Source organism: Bacillus cereus group sp. N6, from assembly GCF_016483705.1.
In the GTDB taxonomy this organism is placed as follows: domain Bacteria; phylum Bacillota; class Bacilli; order Bacillales; family Bacillaceae_G; genus Bacillus_A; species Bacillus_A wiedmannii.
The window spans coordinates 1-15,616 of the sequence record NZ_JAEHBI010000071.1 but is presented as its reverse complement, the minus strand read 5'-3'; the positions used below and the strand labels follow the sequence as shown (position 1 = coordinate 15,616).

Sequence of the window (15,616 nt, the reverse complement as noted above, 5' to 3'; positions counted from 1 at the left end):
CCGTGGTGTAGTGGTTAACATGCCTGCCTGTCACGCAGGAGATCGCCGGTTCGACCCCGGTCGGGACCGCCATTTTATATAAAGAAAAGAACGAAACATGTTGTTTCGTATTTTTTTATTTGTTTTAACAAAAAACTAATAAAGACAGTCAAACTATCCTTAGGAAAACTCCTAAGGACTTTTTTATATATTCAAAACCTGTATAATAAAGAGCAGAGAACATTGTGAGTAAAGTAGGTGAAGTCTGTGAGTAAATATGAAATAACAACAAACTCTTCTGAGGAAACACAAAGATTATCAGAAAAACTAGGTGGACTTGTCGGGGCACAAGATGTAATTATTTTAGAAGGAGATCTAGGGGCTGGTAAGACAACTTTTACAAAAGGACTAGCAAAAGGTCTTGGAGTGAAAAGAGTTGTAAATAGTCCAACCTTTAATATTATTAAAGAATATAAAGGGAGATTGCCGCTATATCATATGGACGTGTATCGCTTAGCAGAAAGTGAAGAGGACTTAGGTTTTGATGAGTATTTCTACGGTGAAGGAATTACTGTAGTAGAATGGGCTCATTTAATAGAAGCATTTTTACCGAATGAGAAGTTACAAATTAGTTTATTCCATGCTGGAGATGATACAAGGAAAATTGTACTCGAGCCAATTGGAGATCGATATATTAGATTATGTGAGGAGCTATTACAAGATGAAAGTACTAGCAATTGATACTTCAAATTACGTAATGGGTGTATCCCTTATTGAGGAAGGAAACGTAATTGGGGAAATCATTACAAACTTAACAAAAAACCATTCTGTACGTCTTATGCCAGCTGTAGAGAAATTGTTAAAAGAATGTGGTGTAAAACCGAAAGAATTAACTAAAATAGTTGTAGCTGCTGGACCTGGATCATATACAGGTGTTCGCATAGGTGTGACAGTTGCAAAAACATTAGCTTGGTCACTTCAAATACCAATTGTAGGTGTATCAAGTTTAGAAGTAGTGGCTGCAAACGGTGCTAATTTTGATGGATTAATCTGTCCTTTATTCGATGGAAGACGCGGACAAATTTATACTGGGTTATATACATATGAAGGAGAGCATTTAACTTCTATAGAAGAAGACCGAATCATCCTTATTGTAGACTGGTTGCAAATGTTAAAAGATACAGGAAAGCCTGTTTTATTTATTGGTAACGATGTTAAACTGCACAAAGAGACGATTATCGAACATTTAGGCAACCAAGCTGTATTTGCTCCCTTCACTAAAAATAACCCAAGACCAAGTGAGTTAGCTTTCTTAGGGTTACAAAAAGAAGAACAAGATGTACATTCATTTGTTCCTAGTTATCTTCGTTTAGCTGAAGCTGAAACAAAGTGGTTAGAAAGTCAAAACAAGTAGGAGCTTGCAGAAGATGGATATGATATTTAGAAAGATGGAACTCGATGATATCGCTCAAATTGTAGCTATTGAAGAAGCGTCTTTTTCAACTCCTTGGACTGCAGATGCCTTTCACCGTGAGTTAACGACGAATGAACATGCACATTATGTTGTGCTAGAAAAAGATGGTCGTGTAATTGGGTATTGTGGATTGTGGATAATTATTGATGAATCACATATAACAAATGTAGCTATTTTACCAGAATACAGAGGTCAAAAGCTAGGGGATGCTTTATTGAAAGAAGTTATTTCCGAAGCGAAAGATTTAGGGGTAAAAACGATGACGCTTGAAGTACGTGTATCAAATGAAGTAGCAAAACAGTTATACAGAAAATACGGATTTCAAAATGGTGGAATTCGTAAACGATACTATGCAGACAATCAGGAAGATGGTCTCGTAATGTGGGTGAATATATAATGGAAAAAAATACGATTATACTTGGTATTGAAACAAGTTGTGATGAAACAGCAGTAGCAGTTGTTAAAAATGGAACGGAAATTATTGCGAATGTCGTTGCATCACAAATTGAAAGTCATAAACGTTTTGGCGGAGTTGTACCAGAGATTGCATCCCGTCATCATGTAGAAGAAATTACAGTTGTGTTAGAAGAAGCTTTAAAAGAAGCAAATATCACATTTGATGATATTGATGCAATTGCTGTAACAGAAGGACCTGGGTTAGTAGGAGCGCTTTTAATAGGGGTAAATGCAGCGAAAGCAGTGGCTTTTGCACATGATATTCCTCTAGTGGGTGTTCATCATATAGCTGGGCACATTTATGCGAACCGTTTAGTAAAAGAAGTTCAATTCCCACTACTATCACTTGTTGTATCTGGTGGACATACGGAGCTTGTTTATATGAAAGAACATGGTTCATTCGAAGTGATTGGTGAAACAAGAGATGATGCAGCTGGAGAGGCATATGATAAAGTAGCTCGAACATTATCCATGCCATATCCAGGTGGTCCTCACATTGATCGCCTTGCACATGAAGGGGAACCGACAATCGATTTGCCTCGTGCATGGCTAGAACCTGATTCGTATGATTTCAGTTTCAGTGGATTGAAATCAGCAGTTATCAACACTGTGCATAACGCGAAACAACGCGGGATAGAAATTGCACCGGAAGATTTAGCAGCAAGTTTCCAAGCGAGTGTAATAGATGTGCTTGTAACGAAAGCATCTCGTGCAGCAGAAGCGTATAACGTAAAGCAACTGCTTCTTGCTGGTGGAGTAGCTGCGAATAAAGGACTTCGCGCACGTTTGGAAGCGGAATTTGCGACAAAAGAAAATATCGAGCTAATTATTCCTCCACTATCTTTATGTACCGATAATGCAGCGATGATTGCAGCCGCAGGTACAATTGCATATGAACAAGGAAAACGTGCTACATTAGCTCTAAATGCAAATCCAGGATTAGATATTGAAGAATAGTTATGCACAAAATTAACCACAGCTTGTGGATAAAACCCATATTATCTGTTGATAATGTGGGTTTTATTGTGTATATAAAATGTTGATAACTTTTTTGGAAGTTGTGGATAATGTGGAAAAGTTATTTTGGGGTTTATTTTATAAAGGTGGATATGTGTATAAACCTGTGGATAAAGCAGAAGAAGTCTGACCTTTGAATGTATTCTTTTTTGGGAAATAAATCGCAAGAAGATATCTCTAAAAAACATTTTGAAATGTCCCCTTATTATAGGGGCGAGCCAACATTGTCAAACTTTGTCGGTAAATCGGTATGTCGTGTCGAATCGTTTATACCCCAGCTAGAAGATAAAAAGGATGTCGCATAGTCAAAAATCCCGACTTATGAGACATCCTTCTTATTCATACTCTTATAAATGTAATTCTTCCCATTCTGCCATACAAGCATCAAGTTGCTCTTGTAGTGTTTGCTTTTTCGTTGTAATTTCACTAGCCTTTTCATAATCTGCGTATATTTCTGGTAAGCAAAGTTGATCTTCTAACGTAGCAATTTCTTCTTCAAATTCTACAATATTTTGTTCTAGTTCCTCAATTTTTCGAGTGCGTTGACGTTCTAATTGTTTACGCTCTTTTTCTTCGAGATAATTTAATTTTTCTTGCGCTACAGTTTTTTGAACAGGTGCTTGGTTTTCTTGCTGTTCTTGTTGTTCAAATGCTGCACGTTCAATCATTTCATTTTTCTTCTCCACATAGTAATCGTAATCGCCTAAATACTCTTGTGCACCTTCTGTTGACAACTCAACAACGGTCGTCGTTACACGATTAATAAAGTAGCGGTCATGTGAAACAAATAGAAGGGTGCCTGGATAATCAATTAAAGCATTCTCCAAAATTTCTTTACTATTTAAATCAAGATGGTTCGTAGGTTCATCGAGAATTAATAAATTTGATTTTTGCATCATAAGTTTTGCAAGAGCTAATCGAGCTTTTTGTCCACCACTAAGAGAAGATACTGGTTTTAGTACATCATCCCCTGTGAATAAGAAGTTACCTAATATCGTGCGAATTTCTTTTTCGGGCTGCAATGGATATTCATCCCATAACTCATTTAAAACTCGCTTAGAAGATGTTAAGTTTGCTTGTTCTTGATCATAATAACCAACAGATACATTGGATCCGAAAGAAACATCACCATTTAATAGTGGTAACTTATTCACAAGTGATTTTAATAATGTGGATTTTCCAATTCCGTTTGGACCAACTAAAGCAACGCTATCCCCGCGAGTTAAGCGCATAGTTACATGTTCAATAATCGGATCATCATCATAGCCGATAGTTGCATCCTTTACTTGTAAAACATCATTTCCACTTTGTTTTTCGATATCGAAGTGGAAGGATGCTGACTTAGAATCACCTAATGGTCTAGTCAATAATTCCATTCTATCTAATTGTTTACGACGGCTTTGAGCACGTTTTGTCGTAGATGCGCGCGCTATATTTTTTTGAACGAAATCCTCAAGCTTAGCGATTTCATCTTGTTGTTTTTCATAACGTTTCATGTCTTGCTCGTATAATGCTGATTTTAAGTCTAAATATTTACTGTAGTTACCAACAAATCGTCTGCTTTCTTTATTCGAAATTTCATATACTTGTGTAACGAGTTTATCTAAGAAATAACGGTCATGGGAAACGATTAGTATTGCGCCAGGATAGCCTTGTAAATATTGTTCAAGCCATGTTAATGTTTCGATGTCTAAATGGTTTGTAGGCTCGTCCAAAATAAGTAGGTCTGGTTTCGTTAATAATAATTTACCGAGAGCTAATCGTGTTTTTTGTCCACCGCTTAATGTAGAAATCGTCGTCTGGTGCGTTTCAACTGGGAAGCCAAGACCACTTAAAATCGAGCGAATATCTGCTTCATATTGATATCCACCTTGATCTTTATAATCTAATTGCAATTGGTCATAATCAGCTAATAATCTTTCATATGTAGCCTCGTTTGAAAAGTTTTCTTCTTTTCCCATCTCTTGCTCTAGCCTTCGAAGTTTTGTCTCCATTTGCTGCAAGTGTGTAAAGACGGTTAACATTTCATCCCAAATTGTTAAAGACGTTTCTAACCCGGTATTTTGAGCTAAATATCCGATTGAGACATCTTTTGGTTTTATAATTTCGCCACCATCATGAGATAGCTCACCAGCTATTATTTTTAATAGTGTAGATTTTCCGGCCCCATTTCGTCCGACTAATGCGATACGATCTTTCGTTTGAACTTCCAATTTTATGTTTGCAAGAATCGTTTCGGCACCGTATAATTTCGTAAGCGCGTTTACTTGTAATAAAATCAATGTTTTCACCTCAAATAATTTCTTAACTTTGCCATGTTTATATTTCTCAATCATACTAAAAATAGTGTATAGTTTAAAATAAAGAGAGAATACTTCTTCTCTTTATTATACAGGGAAATTCATGAGTGCTAAACTTCTGTATTTGATTCAAGTATATGAATAAAGGTAGGAAGAGAGGAGAGGTTATATGGAGCAGCAAAAAATTCCACAGGCCACTGCCAAACGATTGCCTCTATACTATCGATTTATCCAAAACTTATCTCTTTCTGGTAAGCAACGTGTTTCATCAGCCGAATTGAGTGAAGCGGTAAAAGTTGATTCCGCAACGATTCGAAGAGATTTTTCATATTTTGGAGCGTTAGGGAAAAAAGGTTATGGATATAACGTAAATTATTTATTATCATTTTTCCGTGAAACACTCGACCAAGATGATATAACACGTGTAGCACTTATTGGAGTAGGTAATTTAGGGACCGCTTTCTTACATTATAATTTCACGAAAAACAATAATACAAAAATTGAAATGGCGTTTGATGTTAGTGAAGAGAAAGTCGGGACAGAAATCGGGGGCATTCCTGTATATCATTTAGATGAATTAGAAGAACGTTTATCAACTGATATACAAGTGGCAATATTAACAGTACCCGCTACAGTGGCACAATCTGTAGCAGATAGATTGGCAGAAACGAACGTGCATGGTATTTTAAATTTCACACCAGCGCGCTTAAATGTGTCAGATAATATAAGAATTCACCATATTGATTTAGCGGTAGAGTTACAAACACTTGTTTACTTTTTAAAGAATTATCCACAATAAAACGCAGAGGAAGCGACCTCTGCGTTTTATTATTGTTTTTTCTTTGTGAATTTAACTAAGATAAGGCGAAGTGCCAAATTAAAATCAATTGTTGCCATAACTGCAAATAGTATTGTCCACATATTCCAGATTGTATCTGTTACGTTCGTAATGGCGAAGCGTGTAAAGATACATCCTAGAAGGAAGTACAATGCAGCCATGAACAATGGTGAGTTCCTCATACTAAAAATCCTCCGATAAAGCCTTGCATTTTTTCAGCTTCTTTAATCATTTCTTGAATTTGTTCATTGCTCATTAAAACTTGAGCAACTGCAACTAATGTATTCATTGCAACATGAGCTGCGATAGGGACGATAATACGCTTCGTTTTTACATATAAAAAGGCGAATACGAGTCCCATAGAAGTGTATACCAATAAGTGAGTGAAATCAAAATGAATTGCTGCGAATACAAGAGAACTAATGATAGCAGCAATAAAGAAGTTAAACTTCTTATAAAGTGTACCAAATAAAATTTTTCTAAATACGATTTCTTCCAAAATAGGTCCTATTATAGAGATAACGATAAGGAACCAAGGTGTCGTTTTTGCGATATCCATAAGTCTTGCTGTATTTTCTGATCCAGGTTTAATTCCTAATACACGCATTTCTATCATACCGGCAATACTTTGTGAGAAAAATGCTAGGAAGAACCCGATAAAAATCCAACCAATCGTAGCTGGAACAGTAGAGCGCATTGTATCTAAACGTCTGTCACGAATATCTGTTCTAAGTAACCAAAGTACGATACATAATGCAATAAAGAAGCTAATGATTGCCCAGTGGCCAGTTATGAGTTGAAATTTCTCTTCTCTAGTAAATCCCCTGTTATCATAAAGTCCAGTTTTCAGCAGAAGTGGTAATCCAGCAATGGATGATAACTGCATTAAAATGTATGTAACGATAACCCACCAATATTGTTTTTTCAAATGGTTTAACCATCCTTTCTAACTCTAGTGTATGAGATAAGGTAGGATAACATGTAAGTATGCTACCTACGATATAAACCTCGCTTAAATTATGTTTTTTTCGTAAATCCTTATTTGAAATTATAATAGAAGACAGGAGAAAGTTGTGTGTATAGCGAAAACAACTTAGGGTGTCCTTTCATATTGTAACATACGAGTAGGGGAAACAACGATTCATATAGTAAAGGTAGAAGAAGAGGGACTCTATATAGAAAAGTGTATAGCTTAATTTGCGAAAAAATTATGATTTTTTTACTTGCAAAAGAAATTGAGATTATTTATTATTATAAGTGTGTTAGCACTCGGGTGACTTGAGTGCTAATAAATAAAATTTACATAACAAAATGAGGAGGTTATTGTTCATGCTAAAGCCATTAGGTGATCGCGTTGTAATTGAGCTTGTTCAAGCAGAAGAAAAAACAGCAAGTGGTATTGTATTACCAGACACTGCAAAAGAAAAACCACAAGAGGGTAAAGTTATTGCAGTAGGTACTGGTCGAGTGCTTGAAAATGGTGAGCGTGTTGCTCTAGAGGTAGCTGCAGGTGATCTTATCATCTTCTCAAAATATGCAGGTACTGAAGTAAAATATGAAGGTACTGACTACTTGATTTTACGTGAAAGTGACATTTTAGCAGTTATCGGTTAATTATATAAATCTTAAAAAATTCAAGGGGGTCAATTATTATGGCAAAAGATATTAAATTTAGTGAAGAAGCACGTCGTTCGATGCTTCGCGGTGTCGACACTCTTGCAAACGCAGTAAAAGTAACGCTTGGACCAAAAGGTCGTAACGTTGTACTTGAGAAAAAATTTGGTTCACCACTTATTACAAATGATGGTGTAACAATCGCAAAAGAAATCGAATTAGAAGATGCATTCGAAAACATGGGTGCAAAATTAGTAGCAGAAGTTGCTAGCAAAACAAATGATGTAGCTGGTGACGGAACAACAACTGCAACTGTATTAGCACAAGCTATGATTCGTGAAGGTCTTAAAAACGTAACAGCTGGTGCGAACCCAATGGGTCTTCGTAAAGGTATCGAAAAAGCTGTTACTGCTGCAATTGCAGAATTAAAAGAGATTTCTAAACCAATCGAAGGCAAATCTTCTATCGCACAAGTAGCTGCTATTTCTGCAGCTGACGAAGAAGTAGGTCAATTAATCGCTGAAGCAATGGAGCGCGTTGGTAACGACGGCGTTATTACTTTAGAAGAATCTAAAGGATTTACAACAGAATTAGACGTAGTAGAAGGTATGCAATTTGATCGTGGATATGCATCTCCTTACATGATTACTGATTCTGACAAAATGGAAGCAGTTCTTGATAACCCATACATCTTAATTACTGATAAGAAGATTTCTAACATCCAAGAAATCTTACCAGTATTAGAGCAAGTGGTACAACAAGGTAAACCACTTCTTATCATCGCTGAAGATGTAGAAGGCGAAGCTTTAGCTACATTAGTAGTGAACAAACTTCGTGGTACATTCAATGTAGTAGCTGTTAAAGCTCCTGGATTTGGTGACCGTCGTAAAGCAATGCTAGAAGATATCGCAATCTTAACTGGTGGCGAAGTAATCACTGAAGAATTAGGTCGTGACTTAAAATCTGCTACAATTGAATCTTTAGGACGTGCTGGTAAAGTTGTTGTAACGAAAGAAAACACAACTGTAGTTGAAGGTATCGGAAATTCACAACAAATCGAAGCTCGCATCGGTCAAATCCGCGCGCAATTAGAAGAAACTACTTCTGAATTCGATCGTGAAAAATTACAAGAGCGTCTTGCAAAACTTGCAGGTGGCGTAGCAGTAATTAAAGTAGGTGCAGCAACTGAAACTGAGTTAAAAGAGCGCAAACTTCGCATTGAAGATGCACTTAACTCAACTCGTGCAGCAGTAGAAGAAGGTATCGTTGCAGGTGGTGGTACTTCACTTATGAACGTATACACGAAAGTAGCTTCTATCGTAGCTGAAGGCGACGAAGCAACAGGTATCAACATCGTACTTCGCGCACTAGAAGAGCCAGTTCGTCAAATCGCAATCAACGCTGGTCTAGAAGGATCTGTAGTTGTAGAGCGTCTAAAAGGCGAAAAAGTAGGCGTTGGTTTCAACGCAGCTACTGGCGAGTGGGTTAACATGCTTGAAACTGGTATCGTAGATCCAGCTAAAGTAACTCGTTCTGCACTTCAAAACGCAGCATCTGTTGCAGCTATGTTCTTAACGACTGAAGCTGTAGTTGCTGACAAGCCAGAACCAAATGCACCAGCAATGCCTGACATGGGCGGCATGGGCATGGGCGGTATGGGCGGAATGATGTAATTCCGTTTGCTCGAAAAACATCCATTTCTATATAGAAATGGATGTTTTTTTATGTTTTTTAGAAAAGGAAATTAATTTCTGTAGAATTTTGTCGCTTTCTCTCTTGACCATATCGATACTTCATTGTTAGAATCTAGGGAGATAATATAAAAAAATCCTTCATATATCCTCGATGATATGGTTTGAGAGTCTCTACCGGGTTACCGTAAACAACCTGACTATGAAGGCAGTGCGTCTTATATTTATAAAGAGCGGAAGACTATCTTTCTTTATAAAGCCAGACCCCTGCCTTTTCTTTGTTATGAGACTAGAGGCGGAGGACTGGCTTTTTTTATTATATTAGTAATGCTTTTTGCCTAATTGGTAAAAATATTTATATACGAGAACTAACGTTGGGGTGATTATTTTGAAGAAGCAGCATGATACAATTATCGTTTTAGATTTTGGGAGTCAGTACAATCAGTTAATAGCACGTCGAATTCGTGAGTTCGGTGTATACAGTGAACTTCATCCACATACAATTACTGCAGAAGAAATTAAAGCAATGAATCCAAAAGGGATTATCTTCTCTGGTGGACCAAATAGTGTATACGGTGAAGGCGCATTACATTGTGATGAAAAAATCTTTGAACTAGGATTACCGATCTTTGGTATTTGTTACGGTATGCAGCTTATGACGCAACACTTCGGTGGGAAAGTAGAACGTGCAAACCACCGTGAGTACGGAAAAGCTGTTCTTAAAGTAGAGAACGAATCAAAATTATATGCGAACCTTCCAGAAGAGCAAGTTGTATGGATGAGCCATGGTGACTTAGTAACTGGTTTACCTGAAGGATTCGTAGTAGATGCAACAAGTGAGTCTTGTCCAATTGCTGGTATGAGCAATGAAGACAAAAACTTATACGGTGTACAATTCCACCCAGAAGTACGTCATTCTGAGCACGGTAACGATTTAATTAAAAACTTCGTATTCGGCGTATGTGGTTGTTCTGAAGGATGGAACATGGAGAACTTTATCGAAGTAGAATTAGAGAAAATCCGTGAAACTGTTGGAGACAAAAAAGTACTATGCGCACTTAGCGGCGGTGTAGACTCTTCTGTTGTAGCAGTATTAATTCATAAAGCAATCGGCGATCAATTAACATGTATTTTCGTTGACCACGGCTTACTTCGCAAAGGTGAAGCAGAAGGCGTTATGAAAACATTCAGCGAAGGCTTCCACATGAACGTTATTAAAGTGGATGCACAAGAACGCTTCATGAACAAGTTAAAAGGTGTAGAAGATCCAGAACAAAAACGTAAAATCATCGGTAATGAATTCATTTACGTATTTGATGATGAAGCTTCTAAATTACAAGGAATGGACTTCCTAGCGCAAGGTACACTTTATACAGACATCGTTGAAAGTGGTACAGCAACTGCACAAACAATTAAATCTCACCATAACGTTGGTGGTCTTCCAGAAGACATGCAGTTCAAATTAATTGAGCCTTTAAACACGTTATTTAAAGATGAAGTACGTGTATTAGGATCAGAACTAGGAATTCCTGATGAAATCGTATGGCGTCAACCATTCCCAGGCCCTGGTCTTGGTATTCGTGTATTAGGTGAAATCACAGAAGAGAAATTAGAAATCGTTCGTGAATCTGATGCGATTTTACGTGAAGAAATTATTAAAGCGGGCTTAGACCGCGAAGTTTGGCAATACTTCACTGCGCTTCCTGGTATGCGTAGCGTAGGTGTTATGGGTGATGAGCGTACTTACGATTACACAGTAGGTATCCGCGCAGTAACATCTATCGACGGTATGACAGCTGACTGGGCACGTATCCCTTGGGACGTATTAGAGAAAATCTCTGTACGTATCGTAAACGAAGTAAAACACGTTAACCGTATCGTGTATGATATAACAAGTAAGCCACCAGCAACTATCGAGTGGGAATAGTATTATAAAAAAAGATCCATCTATTGCTCATGCATAGATGGATCTTTTGTGTTTTGCTCTTAATACGAACGAAAATGCAAAAGTTTGTAAAAATGTTCGTTTTTAAATTGACAAAACTACTTCATCGAGTTAATATGAGTATGTAATTCAAACGAAAAGTGAATATTATGCCGTCGTATAATATCGGGGATATGGCCCGAAAGTTTCTACCTAGCTACCGTAAATGGCTTGACTACGAGGCGTTTAGATAAAGATGAGGGTAAACTTGTCTTTATTCATAGAACGCTTCCATGTATATGCAATGGAAGCCTTTTTTATTTTTAATAGATAAAAGAGGGCTAGGGAGATTACGGCGAGTAATCATATAACGGGGGAAACGTAAGATGAAACGCTATTTTCAGTTTGATGAACTCGGTACAAATTATAAAACAGAGTTCATAGCAGGTTTAACGACATTTTTATCTATGGCTTATGTACTATTTGTCAATCCTGCTACGCTGTCACTTGGAAATGTTAAAGGGTTACCAGCAGGTACAGGAATGGATCCGGGTGCAGTATTCGTTGCTACAGCATTAGCAGCAGCGATTGGTTCGTTAATTATGGGGATATTCGCGAAGTATCCGATTGCTTTGGCGCCGGGTATGGGAATTAACGCGTTCTTTGCTTATACGGCAGTGTTAACGATGGGTATTCCATGGCAGACAGCAATTGCTGGAACGTTAATGTCAGGTATTATCTTTATTATTCTTACAGCTTCAGGTATTCGTGAAAAAATCATTAATGCAATTCCATCAGAGTTAAAGTTTGCAGTAGCGGCAGGTATCGGATTATTCATTGCCTTCCTTGGCTTCCAAAATGCCGGAATTATCGTGAAAAATGATGCTGTTCTTGTTGGGTTGGGGGATTTAACAAAGGGCACAACGTTACTAGCAATCTTCGGGGTTGTTACTACAATCATCTTCATGATTAAGAAAGTTAATGGTGCAGTGTTCTACGGTATGATTCTTACAGCAATTTTAGGAGTAGCGACAGGATTAATTGATACTCCAAAAGCTGTAGTGGGAGCAATACCGAGTCTAGAACCAACGTTCGGTGTGGCGTTAACTCACTTCGGAGATATTTTCACTGTTCAAATGGTGATTGTTATTATAACGTTCTTCTTTATCGATTTCTTTGATACAGCAGGTACACTTGTAGCGGTTGCGAATCAAGCTGGATTAATGAAGAACAATAAATTACCACGTGCAGGAAAAGCATTATTTGCAGATGCGATTGCAACTGTAATCGGTGCGATCTTAGGTACATCAACAACAACGTCTTACATTGAATCTTCTGCAGGGGTAGCAGCGGGTGGACGTTCTGGATTTACAGCAGTTGTAACAGCAGGATTCTTCTTGCTGGCACTATTCTTCTCGCCATTATTAAGCGTTGTAACACCAGCTGTAACAGCGCCAGCATTAATTATTGTAGGGATCTTGATGGTTTCATCTTTAGGCGAAATTGATTGGAAGAAATTCGAGATTGCAGTACCAGCATTCTTTACAATCATTTCAATGCCACTTACGTATAGTATTGCGACAGGGATTGCAATCGGGTTTATCTTCTATCCAATTACAATGGTAGTAAGTGGTCGTCGTAAAGAGATTCATCCAATTATGTATGTTATGGGAGTTTTATTCGTACTATATTTCATCTACGTTCGTAAATAAAAGGGGTTTTTTGAAAGGTCTAGACTTAAGGGGAGTCTAGACCTTTTTTGCGTCTTCAGAAAATCTTAAGGATTTCCGAGCGTTTTTCTTCAGAAGTTTTCCTATAATAGAAGTTAGGGATTAAAAAAGTGATGGGGGAGATATTGTGGCGCACGAAACAATACTTGTCGTAGATGATGAAAAAGAAATTAGAAATCTTATTACAATCTATTTAAAGAATGAAGGATATAAAGTGTTGCAAGCAGGAGACGGAGAAGAAGGATTACGTTTACTAGAAGAAAATGAAGTACATCTAGTCGTATTAGATATTATGATGCCAAAGGTAGATGGTATTCATATGTGTATGAAAGTAAGAGAATCGAAAGAAATGCCGATTATTATGCTTTCTGCGAAAACGCAAGATATGGATAAAATTTTAGGATTAACAACAGGTGCAGATGATTACGTAACGAAACCATTTAATCCGTTAGAGTTAATCGCAAGGATTAAATCTCAGTTACGTCGTTATATGAAGATGAATGGTTTTGCTCTTCAAAATGAGGACGAGTTAGAAATTGGAGAGATGAAAATAAACATCTCTACTCATACAGTCATTGTGGATGGAGAAGAAGTGAAACTGACCCCGAGGGAATTTTCGATTTTAGAATTACTAGCTCGTAATCCGGGGATGGTCTTTAGCGCGGAACAAATTTATGAAAAGGTTTGGAACGAAAGATCTTTCCAGTCGGATAACACGGTAATGGTTCATATTCGGAAAGTGCGTGAAAAGATTGAGGAGAATCCAAGGAAGCCAATATATATAAAAACAGTATGGGGAGTGGGGTATAAGATTGAAAAAGATATTTAATCCATTTACTTATGTTAGGAAATTTCGAGAATTAATTGGAAAGATAATGAAGAGTGTGAAACGGAGTGTGCGAATTCAACTTATTACTGCGTTTACTGCTTGTGCGCTATTAGGTCTTTTGTCAGCAAAGGCAGCAGCGCCGTTTTTTGAGAATGCGAATCGGAAGGCGATGATCGATTATCGGGCTGGTATGGAGGAGATTAATCAACAAGCTCAAGGAGCGGCAAATAGTTCGGTTCATGAAAATAAATTAGAAGCTATATCCGATATGATCGAAAGGGAGAACCAAAGTTTAGAGCGAGGACCTAGAGCTTTAAAAATATTGGTTACTGACGAGAGCGGTAAAGTTTTATATAAAACGAAGCAGGCGCAAGAAGAGCAAATTGATTTGCATAATACGATTCGTAATGCAGCATCATTTGCGATCAACTATTCAAATGGCCAAGATGCATTTGAAAGTACAAGAAAAGAATTTATAGCTTTTGCACCTATTACAATAGAAGATAAGAATTTATACATGTTTGTTAGTGGGATTCCAGAAGGTGAAGTAATATATGATACGCAAGAAGGGCCGTTTCCATTTTGCATAGGTGTACTCGTATTTATTTTCTCTTTCTTCTATATAACAAAGAGAAAGATGAAGCAAATTGAAGCGATGGCACAAGGTGTAAAGGAAATAGAAAAAGGCAACTTAGCGTATCGTATTGAGAAGAAAGGTGAGGACGAGATTGCGTCTTTAACTGAGAATATTAATAATATGGCAGAAGAGCTTATGAATAATATAGAAAAGGAACGTAAATTAGAGAAGCAAAAGAATGAGCTTATTACGAATGTATCTCACGATTTGCGTACACCACTGACTTCTATTATGGGTTACTTGCGATTACTTCGAGATTCTAAATATGAAAATAAAGAACAACATGATGAGTATACGAGAATTGCTTTTGCGAAGTCGGAGCAGTTAAAGAATTTAATAGAAGATTTATTTGAGTATACGAAGTTAACAAATGAGCAAGTTGTATTAGAAAAACAAGAGGTTTGTATAAATGAGTTATTGGAGCAATTAATAGAAGAGTTAGTACCGCAGGCAGAAGAGCATGGACTTGCGTTTGTTAAGAAGTTTCCTGAGGAACGTGCTTATGCAGCGGTTGATTCGGAAAAGATGGTACGTGTATTTGATAATCTATTAATGAACGCGATTAAGTATAGTAAAGATGATGGGGAGATAAAAGTTTCTCTTCAAAGGCAGCGCCGGGATATACAAATTGTAATTGCGAATCATAGTGAAGAGTTTACGAGAGAAGAGCTAGGGAGTTTGTTTGAACGTTTTTATAAGAAGGATCAATCTAGAAGTAGAGTAACAGAAGGATCGGGACTTGGATTAGCGATTGCGAAAAGTATTGTTGAGCTGCAAGGTGGTAGTATTCGAGCAGAATATGAGGATGGTATTATTCAGTTTATCGTCTCGTTACCAATTATAGAAAAATAATAAATGAATAGAATGATATTTGATAAAAAGGCTTATTTTAAAAGAAATAAGCCTTTTTATATTTTTTTAGAAAAATATGTTGACGATTAGAGTATAGAGGTGTAATATAGGACAAGTCGCCGATGCAATAACGCAGAACGCGGCAAACGAAATAAAAAACTTAGTTGACATTGAAACATGAAGATGTTAACATAAGGGAGTCGCAAATGAGCGACCGAGTAGTTCTTTGAAAACTGAACGAAACAAACAACGTGAAACGTCAATTTTTATTTTTA

Annotated in this window: 14 protein-coding genes and 2 riboswitches; of the genes, 11 read left to right on the top strand and 3 right to left on the bottom strand. The window is 37.2% G+C overall.

The window, feature by feature from the left end:
• The first annotated feature begins 246 nt into the window (after positions 1–246).
• Genes tsaE through tsaD form a run of 4 tightly spaced genes read left to right on the top strand, consistent with a single transcriptional unit; the run spans position 247 to position 2,866 of the window.
• Positions 247–720, top strand: a complete 474-nt coding sequence (tsaE, locus tag JDS99_RS28110; protein ID WP_000049636.1) for a tRNA (adenosine(37)-N6)-threonylcarbamoyltransferase complex ATPase subunit type 1 TsaE — start codon at positions 247–249, stop codon at positions 718–720.
• On the top strand, positions 701–1,393 hold the full coding sequence (tsaB, locus tag JDS99_RS28105) for a tRNA (adenosine(37)-N6)-threonylcarbamoyltransferase complex dimerization subunit type 1 TsaB (protein WP_098133538.1): 693 nt from the start codon (positions 701–703) through the stop codon (positions 1,391–1,393). The genes tsaE and tsaB overlap by 20 nt, the downstream gene beginning before the upstream one ends.
• Before the next feature lie 13 nt (positions 1,394–1,406).
• Positions 1,407–1,850 carry a ribosomal protein S18-alanine N-acetyltransferase gene (gene rimI, locus JDS99_RS28100; RefSeq protein ID WP_000367200.1) on the top strand — a complete coding sequence of 148 codons (444 nt, stop codon included), beginning with the start codon at positions 1,407–1,409 and terminating at the stop codon, positions 1,848–1,850.
• On the top strand, positions 1,850–2,866 hold the full coding sequence (gene tsaD, locus JDS99_RS28095; protein ID WP_000414582.1) for a tRNA (adenosine(37)-N6)-threonylcarbamoyltransferase complex transferase subunit TsaD: 1,017 nt from the start codon (positions 1,850–1,852) through the stop codon (positions 2,864–2,866). The genes rimI and tsaD overlap by 1 nt, the downstream gene beginning before the upstream one ends.
• Before the next feature lie 407 nt (positions 2,867–3,273).
• On the opposite strand, the gene JDS99_RS28090 is transcribed toward tsaD, so the two are convergent.
• Positions 3,274–5,208 carry an ABC-F family ATP-binding cassette domain-containing protein gene (locus tag JDS99_RS28090; RefSeq protein WP_000602169.1) on the bottom strand — a complete coding sequence of 645 codons (1,935 nt, stop codon included), beginning with the start codon at positions 5,206–5,208 and terminating at the stop codon, positions 3,274–3,276.
• A 187-nt stretch (positions 5,209–5,395) separates the two neighbouring features.
• On the opposite strand from JDS99_RS28090, the gene JDS99_RS28085 reads away from it, so the two are divergent.
• Complete coding sequence (locus tag JDS99_RS28085) at positions 5,396–6,025, top strand: redox-sensing transcriptional repressor Rex (protein ID WP_000437704.1); 630 nt, start codon at positions 5,396–5,398, stop codon at positions 6,023–6,025.
• Between the two features lie 29 nt (positions 6,026–6,054).
• Here the strand turns inward: JDS99_RS28085 and JDS99_RS28080 are convergent, their stop codons facing one another.
• Entirely contained in the window at positions 6,055–6,246 is a 192-nt protein-coding gene (locus tag JDS99_RS28080; protein WP_001246201.1) for a YdiK family protein, read from the bottom strand.
• Positions 6,243–6,992: a CPBP family intramembrane glutamic endopeptidase gene (locus JDS99_RS28075; RefSeq protein WP_087981823.1), complete on the bottom strand. Its 750-nt coding sequence runs from the start codon at positions 6,990–6,992 to the stop codon at positions 6,243–6,245. The genes JDS99_RS28080 and JDS99_RS28075 overlap by 4 nt, the downstream gene beginning before the upstream one ends.
• 401 nt (positions 6,993–7,393) lie before the next feature.
• Here JDS99_RS28075 and groES point away from each other — a divergent pair, with 401 nt between their 5' ends.
• The 6 genes from groES to JDS99_RS28045 all read left to right on the top strand — a co-directional run bounded on the left by groES (position 7,394) and on the right by JDS99_RS28045 (position 15,341).
• Positions 7,394–7,678, top strand: a complete 285-nt coding sequence (gene groES, locus JDS99_RS28070; RefSeq protein ID WP_000917306.1) for a co-chaperone GroES — start codon at positions 7,394–7,396, stop codon at positions 7,676–7,678.
• Positions 7,679–7,716: 38 nt separating this feature from the next.
• Positions 7,717–9,351, top strand: a complete 1,635-nt coding sequence (gene groL / locus JDS99_RS28065; protein WP_001029984.1) for a chaperonin GroEL — start codon at positions 7,717–7,719, stop codon at positions 9,349–9,351.
• Positions 9,352–9,490: 139 nt separating this feature from the next.
• A riboswitch (purine riboswitch) is annotated at positions 9,491–9,592 on the top strand.
• A gap of 165 nt (positions 9,593–9,757) precedes the next feature.
• On the top strand, positions 9,758–11,296 hold the full coding sequence (gene guaA / locus JDS99_RS28060) for a glutamine-hydrolyzing GMP synthase (protein WP_098133539.1): 1,539 nt from the start codon (positions 9,758–9,760) through the stop codon (positions 11,294–11,296).
• Positions 11,297–11,449: 153 nt separating this feature from the next.
• Positions 11,450–11,551, top strand: a riboswitch (purine riboswitch).
• Between the two features lie 128 nt (positions 11,552–11,679).
• The gene (locus JDS99_RS28055; protein WP_000833097.1) at positions 11,680–13,005 is read left to right on the top strand and encodes an NCS2 family permease; all 1,326 of its coding nucleotides are present in this window, start codon (positions 11,680–11,682) and stop codon (positions 13,003–13,005) included.
• 145 nt (positions 13,006–13,150) lie between these two features.
• Complete coding sequence (locus tag JDS99_RS28050) at positions 13,151–13,852, top strand: response regulator transcription factor (RefSeq protein WP_087981820.1); 702 nt, start codon at positions 13,151–13,153, stop codon at positions 13,850–13,852.
• Entirely contained in the window at positions 13,836–15,341 is a 1,506-nt protein-coding gene (locus JDS99_RS28045) for a sensor histidine kinase (protein ID WP_088610257.1), read from the top strand. The genes JDS99_RS28050 and JDS99_RS28045 overlap by 17 nt, the downstream gene beginning before the upstream one ends.
• The last annotated feature ends 275 nt before the right edge of the window (positions 15,342–15,616 follow it).

Bases quoted from the DNA above. Each gene is read 5' to 3' on its own strand.
- tsaB (WP_098133538.1), top strand. From the start codon at position 701: ATGAAAGTACTAGCAATTGATACTTCAAATTACGTAATGGGTGTATCC.
- rimI (WP_000367200.1), top strand. From the start codon at position 1,407: ATGGATATGATATTTAGAAAGATGGAACTCGATGATATCGCTCAAATT.
- tsaD (WP_000414582.1), top strand. From the start codon at position 1,850: ATGGAAAAAAATACGATTATACTTGGTATTGAAACAAGTTGTGATGAA.
- JDS99_RS28085 (WP_000437704.1), top strand. From the start codon at position 5,396: ATGGAGCAGCAAAAAATTCCACAGGCCACTGCCAAACGATTGCCTCTA.
- JDS99_RS28080 (WP_001246201.1), bottom strand. From the start codon at position 6,246: ATGAGGAACTCACCATTGTTCATGGCTGCATTGTACTTCCTTCTAGGA.
- groES (WP_000917306.1), top strand. From the start codon at position 7,394: ATGCTAAAGCCATTAGGTGATCGCGTTGTAATTGAGCTTGTTCAAGCA.
- groL (WP_001029984.1), top strand. From the start codon at position 7,717: ATGGCAAAAGATATTAAATTTAGTGAAGAAGCACGTCGTTCGATGCTT.
- JDS99_RS28055 (WP_000833097.1), top strand. From the start codon at position 11,680: ATGAAACGCTATTTTCAGTTTGATGAACTCGGTACAAATTATAAAACA.